Below are 11,509 nucleotides of genomic sequence, written 5' to 3'. Positions count from 1 at the left end.
GGTCGGCCTCATGGTTTGTCTCCCGGTGCAGCGTCGGAGTCCACGGTGTCGACTTGTACTTGACTCTTTACGTTATCGGGCAGACGTGCCCGCAGCGCTTCGGTTACTGCTTGAGCGCGACGCATGCCAAGCCGCTGATTGTAATCAGCACTTGCACGCACGTCGGTATGCCCTGTCACTTCAACGGTGCCACCGGTGGCGGCGAGCTGCGCCGCGATGCGATCGAGCAGTGCGTTGAACTCCGGTCGAATCTGCGCCTTGTCGGTATCGAACAGAACCGTACCCAGAATTTCGGTGCCGCTGACAACGGCAACTTCGTTCGGTTTGGTTTCGATGCGCGTGCCCGCCTTGCGGACACTGCCTTCGGGCAACTGCACACCGAAGTCGAACCGTACCGGCAGACCGGGAGTGATACGGCGCAGCAGCGGATTGTCCGTGGTGAGCTTGGAACCCGGCGGCAAGGTTGCCGGATCGAGTTTGAGAATAAAGTTGGTACCGCGTTCGAACTTGCCGGCATCGACGCCTTCAAGGTGATAGCGACCGAACTGATCGGTTTCCATCAGCAGGCCTTCGACCGATGCAATGCGCACACCGGGAATCCCGCGCTCGCCTTCGTCCTGGAAGCCGTTGGCGTTGATGTCATTCCACACGGTGCCCACAATCAGACTGGTATCAAACAGCGGATCCGACACGAGCCGCACATCGGCAGTGGCCACGTTGGAGGCACTCTTGCCGTCGTCGAACATCTCAGCGCGATTGCGATGGATACCCGCCCGCACACCGGCACCTACGCGCAGCAGGTACGTTACGGTGGCGCGGCCGCCCAGTCGCACATCGATCTGATCAACACGAATTGGCGAGGTACCGGCAATTCGGCCCGCGCTGTTGTCGTCACTCACGCGAATGGAATCGGCCACCAGGTTGAAGCCTGCAGGCGGTGTGTCGACCAGCATCGCATCGTGAATATCAATGGCACCGATATTCTCAATCGCCACGGTGTAACGAATCAGATCGCCGATCTTGACATCGCGCGGCACTGCCGATTTGGTGATGCGCATTGCCGCCGTGCCACGAATCACGACACGCAGAGTCGCCGCGTTAGAAGTCGTGCCGTAGATATTGGCAACGGTGTATTGAATCGGTGTCGCTTCGCCGCTGAATCCGGGGATCGGTGTAAAGGTCACGGTACCGTCGTCATTGGCAACCCAAGTGCCCTCACCCGGGACAGTGATCGTCTTGCCATCGGCACTGAGGGTGGCGCCGGCCGGCGGGTTGACCAGCTGAATGCTGGTCGGATCCAACGGGTAGCCATTGCCGTTGTCGTCAGACATGACCGGCAGCGTGACCGGTGTATTCGGCTCGGCCTCAGCGGCGTTATCGGTGGCCAGCGGTGGCTGTGCGATGATCGTGACTGTAGCGGTCGCGCTGTCGCAATTGGACGGATTGATGCGGTCGCAGATCGTATACGGGTACACGTAGGTGCCCGGCGCGGTTCCGGGTGCGATGGTGATCGTGCCGTCTGTATTCATGGTGACACCGCTCGCGGGCGACGTGCCCGGCGTCACGGTCACTGTTTCCAACGTCGGCCTGGTGCCATTGAGCTCGTCATTGCCGAGCACGCTGGGCATCGTTCCACCGATCGCACCGTCCAGCGGTTGCGGCGATACATCATCAATGGCCTTGATCTGCGGCGCGGTCACCGGAACCGTAATGACAGCATCGGCGCAATTGGTCGGATTGGTCCGCTCGCAGATGCGGTATTCAATGCGGTACTCGCCCGCAGGTGTTCCTGCCGGCACCGAGACGATACCGGTCCTGACATCGAGCTGCGGCACCACGTCGCCCGTTGGCGAGGTGGCAGGGGTGAGCACCTGCATTTCGACGGTGTCGAGCGTCGCAGGTCCGGAGCCTTGTGTGTCGTTATTTAGTGCATTGCCAGGTTGAGGCACGCCGACCTGGCCATCGACCGCATCGTAATTATCATCGCGCGCGGCAATCGGATTATTTTTCTTGGTCACCGTGGCGGTGGCAGTTGCGGGCTGCAGTGTACCTTGCGAAGGCGTGCCCGACGCCGTAGCGACGTTGGTAATCGTGCCCTTTTCAAGGTCTTGCAGAATCACGGTGTGGGTAGCGCTGCACTGGGCGGCTTCAGTCGGTTTGAGCTGAGTCGGCGAGCAATTGGTAATGCTGCCGAGGATGTCATCCGCTAGCGTCAGGTTGCTAATGGTCACGTTGCCGGTGTTGGTGATCACGTAGCGGTAGGTGATCACTTCACTGAGCGCCGAATAGGTGGAGCGGTCGGCGGTCTTGGTCACCGTGATTCCCGGTGCCGAAGCAATCGGCGTCGAGGTGCTGGACGGTGCCGACACCGTCGGGCTGCTCGCGCCGGGCGCGGTACCCGATGCGGTTGCCGTGTTGTCGACCTTACCGGCATCGACTTCGGTTTGCGTGATGGTGTGCGTACCGGTGCAAGTGGTCGACACGCCCGGTGCCAAGGTCGAAGCAGCGCAGGTGGCCGCCGCATCGAGTTGCGTATCCGAGATTGCTACACCGGTCAACGTCACGTTGCCGCTATTGGTCACGGTGAACGTATACGGGATCGTCGAACCGGCGGTGGCACCGGTTGGCGTTCCAGCACTCTTGTCCACGGTGACTGCAGGCGCAGCGGTCAGCGGTGTCGAGGTGCTGGACGGTGCCGACACCGTCGGGCTGCTCGCGCCGGGCGCGGTACCCGATGCGGTTGCCGTGTTATCGACCTTGCCGGCATCGACTTCGGTCTGCGTGATGGTGTGCGTACCAGTACACGTCGTCGATGCACCCGGAGCCAACGTCGAAGCAGCACAGGTAGCCGCCGCATCCAGTTGCGTATCCGAGATCGCCACACCGCTCAACGTCACGTTGCCGCTATTGGTGACGGTGAATGTGTACAGGATCGTCGAGCCGGCGGTCGCACCGGTCGGCGTACCCGCTGCCTTGTCCACGGTGACGGCCGGCGCGGCGGCCAACGGTGTCGAGGTGCTGTCCGGTGCCGACACAGTTGCGCTGCTCGCACCCGGGGCCGTGCCGGATGCCGTGGCGGTGTTATCCACCTTGCCCGCATCGACTTCAATTTGCGTGATGGTGTGAGTACCTTTGCAAGTCGTCGAAGCGCCTGGCGCCAAAGTGGTTGCAGCGCAAACGGCGGCTGCATCGAGTTGCGTGTCGGTAATGGCAATGCCCGAGAGCGTCACATTGCCGCTATTGGTGACGGTGAACGTGTACAGGATCGTCGCGCCGGCAGTCGCACCGGTCGGCGTACCGGCACTCTTGTCCACGGTGACTGCAGGCGCAGCGGTCAGCGGTGTCGAGGTGCTGGCCGGTGCCGACACCGTCGGGCTGCTGGCACCCGGTGCAGTACCCGATACGGTGGCGGAGTTATCCACCTTGCCGTTGTCGACTTCGGTTTGCGTAATCGTGTGCGTGCCGGTGCAAGTCGTCGAAGTGCCTGGCGCCAAAGTGGTTGCGGCGCAAACCGCAGCCGCATTGAGTTGCGTGTCGGTAATGGCAATGCCCGAGAGCGTCACATTGCCGGTGTTGGTGACGGTGAACGTGTACAGGATCGTCGAGCCGGCGGTCGCACCGGTCGGCGTACCCGCTGCCTTGTCCACGGTGACGGCCGGCGCGGCGGCCAACGGTGTCGAGGTGCTGTCCGGTGCCGACACCGTCGGGCTGCTGGCACCCGGGGCCGTGCCGGATGCGGTTGCCGTGTTATCGACCTTGCCGGCATCGACTTCGGTCTGCGTGATGGTGTGCGTACCAGTACACGTCGTCGATGCACCCGGAGCCAACGTCGAAGCAGCACAGGTAGCCGCCGCATCCAGTTGCGTATCCGAGATCGCCACACCGCTCAACGTCACGTTGCCGCTATTGGTGACGGTGAATGTGTACAGGATCGTCGAGCCGGCGGTCGCACCGGTCGGCGTACCCGCTGCCTTGTCCACGGTGACGGCCGGCGCGGCGGCCAACGGTGTCGAGGTGCTGTCCGGTGCCGACACAGTTGCGCTGCTCGCACCCGGGGCCGTGCCGGATGCCGTGGCGGTGTTATCCACCTTGCCGGCATCGACTTCGGTTTGCGTGATGGTGTGCGTACCGGTGCAAGTGGTCGACACACCCGGGGCCAAGGTGGTTGCAGCGCAGGTGGCGGCGGCATCCAGTTGCGTGTCCGAGATCGCCACACCAGACAACGTCACGTTGCCGCTATTGGTGACGGTGAATGTGTACAGGATCGTCGAGCCGGCGGTGGCACCAGTTGGAGCGCCGGCGGACTTGGTCAGCGTGATTGCAGGCGCAGCCGCCAACGGCGTCGAGGTGCCGTCGGGGTCAGAAACCGTTGCCGTGGTGGCACCCGGTGCAGTACCCGATGCGGTTGCCGTGTTATCGACCTTGCCGTTGTCGACTTCGGTTTGCGTAATCGTGTGCGTGCCGGTGCAAGTCGTCGAAGTGCCTGGCGCCAAAGTGGTTGCGGCGCAAACCGCAGCCGCATTGAGTTGCGTGTCGGTAATGGCAATGCCCGAGAGCGTCACATTGCCGGTGTTGGTGACGGTGAACGTGTACAGGATCGTCGAGCCGGCGGTCGCACCGGTCGGCGTACCCGCTGCCTTGTCCACGGTGACGGCCGGCGCGGCGGCCAACGGTGTCGAGGTGCTGTCCGGTGCCGACACCGTCGGGCTGCTTTCACGCGGGGCAGTACCCGATGCGGTTGCCGTGTTGTCGACCTTGCCCGCATCGACTTCAGTTTGCGTGATGGTGTGAGTACCTTTGCAAGTCGTCGAAGCGCCTGGCGCCAAAGTGGTTGCAGCGCAAACGGCGGCTGCATCGAGTTGCGTATCCGAGATCGCCACACCGCTCAACGTCACGTTGCCGCTATTGGTCACGGTGAACGTATACGAGATCGTCGAACCGGCAGTAGCACCTGTCGGGGCATCGGCACTCTTGGCGACGGTGATCGCAGGCACGGCCGGCAACGGCGTCGAGGTGCTGGACGGTGCCGACACCGTCGGGCTGCTTTCACGCGGGGCAGTACCCGATGCGGTTGCCGTGTTGTCGACCTTGCCCGCATCGACTTCAGTTTGCGTGATGGTGTGAGTACCTTTGCAAGTCGTCGAAGCGCCTGGCGCCAAAGTGGTTGCAGCGCAAACGGCGGCTGCATCGAGTTGCGTATCCGAGATCGCCACACCGCTCAACGTCACGTTGCCGCTATTGGTCACGGTGAACGTATACGAGATCGTCGAACCGGCAGTAGCACCTGTCGGGGGATCGGCACTCTTATCTACGGTGACTGCCGGCGACGACTGAACAGTATCCACGTCGGTCGCTACATTGTTGCCCGAGCTGGAATCGGTCGTACCGGGCGCGACTGCAACTGTGACGGTGTTGGTGACCTGCGCAATGCCCTCGCCGAGCCGGGCCGAGACCGTAAAGGTCACCGAGCCGCCATTCGCGATGTTGACCGCGCTGCTGAGCTCGCCCACGCCACTGGCAGCCGGACAGGCAGTGCTGATCGAACCGCTTGGCGTGCCTGCCGTAGTAACGGCGCAGGTCCAGCCGGTAATCGTGAGCCCTGTCGAAGACAGGTCCGTCACCGAAACGGTCCCGGCATCTGACGGACCGCTGTTGCTGACGACAACTGTATAAGTAGTGGTGCCGTTGGCCGCAACGGTCGTGACGCCATCGGTCTTGGTAACGCCTACATCGGCGACGCGACTGACGAGATTCGTGACGGTGGAGGTACACGTGCCTGCGGCCGAATCAAATACGGCGGGGGCAACGCACGAAGCCCCGGTGATTTCTACGGACCCGTCGGCAGGCGGCGCCACGCTGGCGGAATTGGAAACCGATTGGGAGTACCCAAGCATTGGCACCAGCATCAACGTGCCTACCAACCACCTGCTCGCCATTTGGAAGGGCTTACGGGCCCACCCTGCCAACTCCATTTACCATCCTAATTAATATCGTAATTGGCTTCCAATGCTCGAGAAGTGCGCCAATCCCCACAAATCGCGCTCGGTTGCCTTATGGGGCGAAGTGTAACAGAACCTAAATCCTATAATACAAGGGTGAAAAATCTTAATGCCATTTGTTCAGAAAAGGACCCTCGGGGTGTTGAGGCTAAAATCCACGCCTCCGACAATCCTCTTTCGTAGCACCCAAAAGAAAACCCCGCCGTTTGACCGGCGGGGTTTTGCGAACAGCGGAGGCGATCAATTACTTGATCTTGCCTTCCTTGTAGATCACGTGCTTACGGACGACGGGATCGTACTTCTTGATCTCCATCTTGCCCGGGGTGTTCTTCTTGTTCTTGTCGGTCGTGTAGAAATGACCGGTGCCTTCGGAAGAGATCAGGCGGATCTTGTCACGCTTAGAAGCCATGGCGATATCTCCTTAAAAATCAGATCTTTTCGCCGCGAGCGCGGAGATCGGCCAGCACGGAATCGATACCGTTCTTGTCGATGGTGCGCATGGCAGCAGTGGAAACACGCAGCTTGATCCAGCGGTTTTCGCTGGCGACCCAGAACTTGCGTTCGTGCAGGTTCGGCATAAAGCGGCGACGGGTTTTGTTCATGGCGTGGGACACGTTGTTACCCGTGACCGTACGCTTGCCGGTGACTTGGCATACTTTTGACATAACGCACCTCGGTAATGTCTGATGATGCCCCCCATAGCCTGGAGAGCGGCGGCCCCAGCGCAGCCCGATCGACCCATGTCGAAGGCACTTTTTGCGCAGTAAGCCCGCTATGATGCCCTAGTTTTCCTTATCGGTCAACCACTTACAGGGTCTGACTTGTCACGGCGCCAGCCGCGGTGCCGGATATCGGCATATAGCGAGTAGGCGGCGGTGAAACCCGGGAACAGATTCTGCAACACCCCGACCGAATCCTGCTTGGGCGAAAACACGAAGTACGCCAGAGTCATGGCCGATCCGACCAGCGACATGTACCAGAACGCCCGCGGAATGGTGGGCTTGCCGGCCCGCTTGGTCGCGACGAACTGGACCAGCCAGCGCGAGCCGAACATCAGCGCGCCAACCCAGCCGATCAGCTTCCAGCCGGTCATGTGGATGCCGGTCCATTCGAGCCAGGGAATAATGTCGTTCATGCGGTAAATGGTAAATGGTAAATGGGAGTTGGAAAGTGGTGGAAAATCAACAGCAACAGCTACCGCGACGGAGTTAGTTCAGCTGACTGGGCCTGTACTGGGTCCGAGCCAAACCATTTACCAAATCCCATTTACCATTTACCACGCGACAGCTCTTCCGTCGCGGTGACCTTTCCGCGCTTGATCAGCCACGCGACGCCGCGCAAATCGGCGATACCGACCAGCGCACGGTTGAGATTGTTGTACTTGGACACACCGGCCGTACGATGCCGATGATTCACCGGCACCGACACGCTGCGATACCCTGCCCGCTGCATCAGCGCCGGCAGATAGCGGTGCATGTGACTGAAATGCGGCAGTTCCAGAAACGCCTCGCGCTCAAACAGCTTGATGCCGCAACCGGTGTCCGGGGTCTCATCGCGCAGCATGCGAGAACGGATGGCATTGGCCCACTTGGAGGCCCAGCGCTTGGAGCCGCTATCCTGCCGCGAGACCCGCCATCCTGCAAACATCTTGAGCGAAGGATCGGCCGACGCGTCCCGTTGCACCAGCAATTTGGGGATATCGGCGGGATCGTTCTGGCCATCGCCATCTAGCGTGGCGATCCAAGGCGAACGCGCGGCCTTGACGCCATTGCGCACCGCCGTACTCTGCCCTGCATTGGTCAGATGGCGGATAACGCGCAGCTCCGGCACCTCTTTTTGCAGCGCCTGCAGCACTGCAACGGTGTCATCGGTGCTGGTGTCATCGACATAGACAATCTCAAACGGCAACAGACCGCGCAGCGCCGCCACAATCTCCTGCACCAGCGGCTGCACGTTGTCGCGTTCGTTGTGGACCGGCACGACGACCGACAATTGCGGGTTACCGACTCGCGCAATTGGCGTCAAATCGGCGGCAACGTCAGCGGCGGTACTCATTCCGAAGCGCCATCCGGACGCAGACGGGCCAGCAAGCCGTCGAGTGTGTCGAGGTTGCCGTAATGAAGAATCAGTCGCCCCTTGCCACCACGGCCATGCAGAATATTGACCTTGGTCCCGAGCGTTTCGGCCAACGAGCGTTCCAGCGCCTCGATATCGGCCGAGGCTTTTTTGCCCGCGCCATTGGCACCGGCACGCGGACGCGAGCCACCGACCTGCCCGGCCAACAGCTGTTGCACGCGATGTTCGACCTCGCGCACCGACCAGCCATTGTCCGCAGCCTGCTTGGCCAAGGCGATAGCGGCCGGCGGCGCCAGCGACAGCAGCGCGCGGGCGTGACCCATCTCCAGGCCGCGGGTCTCGACATAGCTGCGAATTTCAGCGGGCAGATCCAGCAGACGCAGCAGGTTACTGACGGCAGCACGCGAGCGCCCCACCGTCTCGGCAGCTTGCGCATGCGTCAGCGAGAATTCTTCGATCAGACGATGCAGCGCCTGTGCTTCTTCGATCGGGTTGAGATCTTCGCGCTGGATGTTTTCAATCAGCGCCATGGCCACGACAGTGCGGTCATCGACCACACGAATCACGGCCGGAATGTCTGCCAGGCCGGCCAACTTGCTGGCGCGCCAACGGCGTTCACCGGCAATGATTTCAAAGACTTTGTTGCCGATATCACGCACGACGATGGGCTGAATCACGCCCTGCGTACGGATCGAGTCGGCTAATTCCTCTAACTTGCCCTGATCCCAGACTTTACGCGGCTGATAGCGGCCCGCGATCATGGCATCAATGGGCAAGGAACGCAGTTCGTCGCCCTTTTGGACCTCGGTCAGTTTGGCGGCGTTGGCCGCGGCTGCCGGACTCATTAGGGAACTCAGACCCCGACCGAGACCTGTGCGTTTTTTAGCCTTACCCTCTGCGCTCATGCGGCGCCCTCCAGTTTGTCGCGTTCGCGCTGCAGACGCAGCACCTCACCGGCCAGCGCAATATACGCGACGCCGCCCTTGGATGATTTGTCGTAACCCACAATACTTTGGCCGTAGCTCGGCGCCTCGGCCAGGCGCACGTTTCGCGGCACGATGGTGCGGAACACCTTATCGCCGAAGAACTGCGTGAGCTCATCGGACACGGCATTGGCCAGTTTGCTGCGCACATCGAACATGGTGCGCAACACGCCCTCGATTTCGAGCTGCGGATTGCCGTTGGCCTGCAGCATCTGCACGGTATCCATCAGCGAACTGATGCCCTCGAGTGCGTAGTATTCGCACTGCATCGGGATGATGACCGAGTCGGCCGCCGTCAGCGCATTGATCGTCAGCAGCGACAGCGATGGCGGGCAGTCAATCAGAATGAAATCGTAGCGGGCGCGCAACGGCTCCAGCAGTTTACGCAATTGCGAACCGCGATGCTCCGGCGGCAAGCCGATCAGCTCCATTTCGGCAGCGGTCAGATCCATGTTGCCGGGGATCAGATCGAACTGTTCCTCGGTCCGTACGATGGCATCGTCAGCGCTGCATTCTTTGAGCAGGACCTCGCAGATCGTGTACTCGGCCTCGCGCTTGTCAACGCCCGAGCCCATGGTCGCATTGCCTTGCGGATCCAGATCAATCAGCAGGACGCGTTTGGACATGCGTGCCAGGCCGGCAGTCAGGTTCACAGCGGTAGTCGTTTTGCCGACACCACCTTTTTGGTTGGCGACGGCGATAATGCGGGCCATAGTGCGTAATACGTCCGAAATTCAGTGAGCCGCACACCCCTCAGGACGCACGGCGGAATCTCTTATTATGCATTAGCCGTGTGACGCTGCCACACGCATTAGCCGACGCTGGGCCTGCAAAAACGGAACCACGAGTTCCTGATCGGCCACCACCTGCCACGGCGCCGGGAGGTTGGCGATCTCTTCGGCAGGGAATACGGCTTTCATGGCCAGCAGTTCGCCACCGGGCTTGAGCAGATGGGCGCCCAGGCGAATCAGCTCCGGCAACGTGGCCAGTGCCCGTGCCGTAATCGCATCAAACAGGACCTCGGGACGGTACGCCTCGATCCGCACGTGCTCGGCTCGCGCATGCGGCAGCCCCAACTGGCGGATGGCCTCGCGCATAAACCGCACCTTCTTGCCGGCGCTCTCCAGCATGGTCACGTGCAGCTCGGGATAAATCACGCTCAGAACGATGCCCGGCAATCCGGCCCCGGCTCCCAAATCGGCGATCGAGCCGCCCTGCGCTGCCAAATCGCGCACCGAAGCGTGCATCGCCGCCGAATCGAGCACGTGCTTGACCACCATTTCGTACGGCTCGGTGATTGCCGTCAGGTTGTACGTGGCGTTCCACTTGAGCATCAGCGCCAGATACTGCAGCAGCGGCTCAGACAGGCGGTCGCCGTCCAGACCCAAGGTATTCAGGCCGGAAATCAGGGGTTCGCGCTGCGCCGACAGCGCCGAAGGGATCTCAATCGTCATGCGCCACAGTGTACCGATCGCGCCATGCCAATGCACCGATATAGCCTTCGTCAATGTCCAGACCGCACACGTTCCAGTCCGAAGGCACGTCCAACGCCGGACTCACCGCCTGCAGCTGCCACTCGCCATGCGCTTTAGCAAATTCAACGAACCGCAGGCCGTGGGCGAGTCCTTGACCGATGGCTTTGAGCAGCGCCTCCTTACGCACCCACAGTTGCAGAAAATCATTGGCATCTGTCAGTTGCGCACATTCGGCCGGCAATAAAAACCGCTTGGCCACACGTTGCCATTGCGGACGCGGACGCACCTGCTCGATATCAATACCGACCCGATGTTGCGATGACCATGCCATCGCCAGCAGCTCACCGCTATGCGACCAATTGCAGTCGAACGATTCCAGCTGCACCTGCGGCCGCCCTTTATTGCTGCGCACAAAAACAGGGGCTTCACTCAGCGATAACTCCTGCTGCAAATACGCCGCAACTTGCTCACGAGTCATCACGCCATGCTGACGTTGGTGAATCGAAACTGTGGGCAATGCAACGCTCATGCAGGAATTTTGCATCAATTGCTGTTTTTTACCTAAAAGTGGCGTATAAAAATTAGGAAGGGTTGCCGGTCACGCTTTAGGTGCCTGCAATGACCGACACAATCCTGTTGCAAAGTAAAAGTAATTGTTTGCGCTGTTAAAACACATTGAATTTACAGAGGAGTTGTATCTATGGGTTGGTTGATTCTGCTAATTGTCGGTGGCGTCCTGGGTTGGCTGGCAAGTCTGGTCATGCGTACGGACGGCCAGCAAGGCCTGCTGTTGAATATTGTGGTTGGCATTGTTGGTGCACTCCTGGGCGGCTTTATTGCTCCCATGCTTGGCATCACCGGCGCCAACATCACCGACGGTAACCTGTCGTTTGCGAGCATCGCCGTGTCGTTTGTCGGCGCGCTGATCTTGCTGGCACTGGTGAACCTGGTGCGCCGCGGTCGCATCCGCTAAGTA

10 protein-coding genes are annotated in these 11,509 nt (G+C 60.8%); 1 reads left to right on the top strand and 9 read right to left on the bottom strand.

Going from position 1 to position 11,509, the window contains the following annotated elements:
* Nucleotides 1-8: 8 nt before the first annotated feature.
* The 9 genes from V3390_RS03810 to V3390_RS03770 all read right to left on the bottom strand — a co-directional run bounded on the left by V3390_RS03810 (nucleotide 9) and on the right by V3390_RS03770 (nucleotide 11,062).
* Nucleotides 9-5,894, bottom strand: a complete 5,886-nt coding sequence (locus V3390_RS03810) for a DUF7507 domain-containing protein (protein WP_331703414.1) — start codon at nucleotides 5,892-5,894, stop codon at nucleotides 9-11.
* Nucleotides 5,895-6,243: 349 nt separating this feature from the next.
* Nucleotides 6,244-6,408 carry a 50S ribosomal protein L33 gene (gene rpmG / locus V3390_RS03805; protein ID WP_143925763.1) on the bottom strand — a complete coding sequence of 55 codons (165 nt, stop codon included), beginning with the start codon at nucleotides 6,406-6,408 and terminating at the stop codon, nucleotides 6,244-6,246.
* Nucleotides 6,409-6,427: 19 nt separating this feature from the next.
* Nucleotides 6,428-6,664, bottom strand: a complete 237-nt coding sequence (rpmB, locus tag V3390_RS03800; RefSeq protein ID WP_331689041.1) for a 50S ribosomal protein L28 — start codon at nucleotides 6,662-6,664, stop codon at nucleotides 6,428-6,430.
* Between the two features lie 134 nt (nucleotides 6,665-6,798).
* On the bottom strand, nucleotides 6,799-7,134 hold the full coding sequence (locus V3390_RS03795; protein WP_331689040.1) for a lipid-A-disaccharide synthase N-terminal domain-containing protein: 336 nt from the start codon (nucleotides 7,132-7,134) through the stop codon (nucleotides 6,799-6,801).
* Between the two features lie 131 nt (nucleotides 7,135-7,265).
* Nucleotides 7,266-8,054, bottom strand: coding sequence for a glycosyltransferase family 2 protein (locus V3390_RS03790; RefSeq protein ID WP_331689039.1), 789 nt, complete (start codon nucleotides 8,052-8,054; stop codon nucleotides 7,266-7,268).
* Nucleotides 8,051-8,980: a ParB/RepB/Spo0J family partition protein gene (locus V3390_RS03785; protein WP_331703413.1), complete on the bottom strand. Its 930-nt coding sequence runs from the start codon at nucleotides 8,978-8,980 to the stop codon at nucleotides 8,051-8,053. Before V3390_RS03785 ends, V3390_RS03790 begins: the two co-directional genes overlap by 4 nt.
* The gene (locus tag V3390_RS03780; RefSeq protein WP_331703412.1) at nucleotides 8,977-9,771 is read right to left on the bottom strand and encodes a ParA family protein; all 795 of its coding nucleotides are present in this window, start codon (nucleotides 9,769-9,771) and stop codon (nucleotides 8,977-8,979) included. Before V3390_RS03780 ends, V3390_RS03785 begins: the two co-directional genes overlap by 4 nt.
* Before the next feature lie 72 nt (nucleotides 9,772-9,843).
* Nucleotides 9,844-10,512, bottom strand: coding sequence for a 16S rRNA (guanine(527)-N(7))-methyltransferase RsmG (gene rsmG / locus V3390_RS03775; RefSeq protein WP_331703411.1), 669 nt, complete (start codon nucleotides 10,510-10,512; stop codon nucleotides 9,844-9,846).
* Nucleotides 10,502-11,062, bottom strand: coding sequence for a 4'-phosphopantetheinyl transferase family protein (locus V3390_RS03770; RefSeq protein WP_331703410.1), 561 nt, complete (start codon nucleotides 11,060-11,062; stop codon nucleotides 10,502-10,504). The genes rsmG and V3390_RS03770 overlap by 11 nt, the downstream gene beginning before the upstream one ends.
* A gap of 171 nt (nucleotides 11,063-11,233) precedes the next feature.
* Between V3390_RS03770 and V3390_RS03765 the strand changes: the two genes are divergently transcribed.
* Nucleotides 11,234-11,506, top strand: coding sequence for a GlsB/YeaQ/YmgE family stress response membrane protein (locus tag V3390_RS03765; RefSeq protein ID WP_331689034.1), 273 nt, complete (start codon nucleotides 11,234-11,236; stop codon nucleotides 11,504-11,506).
* The last annotated feature ends 3 nt before the right edge of the window (nucleotides 11,507-11,509 follow it).

It is taken from the genome of Aquilutibacter rugosus, assembly GCF_036541335.1.
Taxonomy (GTDB): domain Bacteria; phylum Pseudomonadota; class Gammaproteobacteria; order Xanthomonadales; family Xanthomonadaceae; genus Aquilutibacter; species Aquilutibacter rugosus.
Note: the sequence above shows the minus strand (reverse complement) of the source record. Positions and strands in the feature narration are given on the sequence as shown.

Bases quoted from the DNA above. Each gene is read 5' to 3' on its own strand.
- V3390_RS03810 (WP_331703414.1), bottom strand. From the start codon at position 5,894: ATGCTTGGGTACTCCCAATCGGTTTCCAATTCCGCCAGCGTGGCGCCG.
- rpmG (WP_143925763.1), bottom strand. From the start codon at position 6,408: ATGGCTTCTAAGCGTGACAAGATCCGCCTGATCTCTTCCGAAGGCACC.
- rpmB (WP_331689041.1), bottom strand. From the start codon at position 6,664: ATGTCAAAAGTATGCCAAGTCACCGGCAAGCGTACGGTCACGGGTAAC.
- V3390_RS03795 (WP_331689040.1), bottom strand. From the start codon at position 7,134: ATGAACGACATTATTCCCTGGCTCGAATGGACCGGCATCCACATGACC.
- V3390_RS03790 (WP_331689039.1), bottom strand. From the start codon at position 8,054: ATGAGTACCGCCGCTGACGTTGCCGCCGATTTGACGCCAATTGCGCGA.
- V3390_RS03785 (WP_331703413.1), bottom strand. From the start codon at position 8,980: ATGAGCGCAGAGGGTAAGGCTAAAAAACGCACAGGTCTCGGTCGGGGT.
- V3390_RS03780 (WP_331703412.1), bottom strand. From the start codon at position 9,771: ATGGCCCGCATTATCGCCGTCGCCAACCAAAAAGGTGGTGTCGGCAAA.
- rsmG (WP_331703411.1), bottom strand. From the start codon at position 10,512: ATGACGATTGAGATCCCTTCGGCGCTGTCGGCGCAGCGCGAACCCCTG.
- V3390_RS03770 (WP_331703410.1), bottom strand. From the start codon at position 11,062: ATGAGCGTTGCATTGCCCACAGTTTCGATTCACCAACGTCAGCATGGC.
- V3390_RS03765 (WP_331689034.1), top strand. From the start codon at position 11,234: ATGGGTTGGTTGATTCTGCTAATTGTCGGTGGCGTCCTGGGTTGGCTG.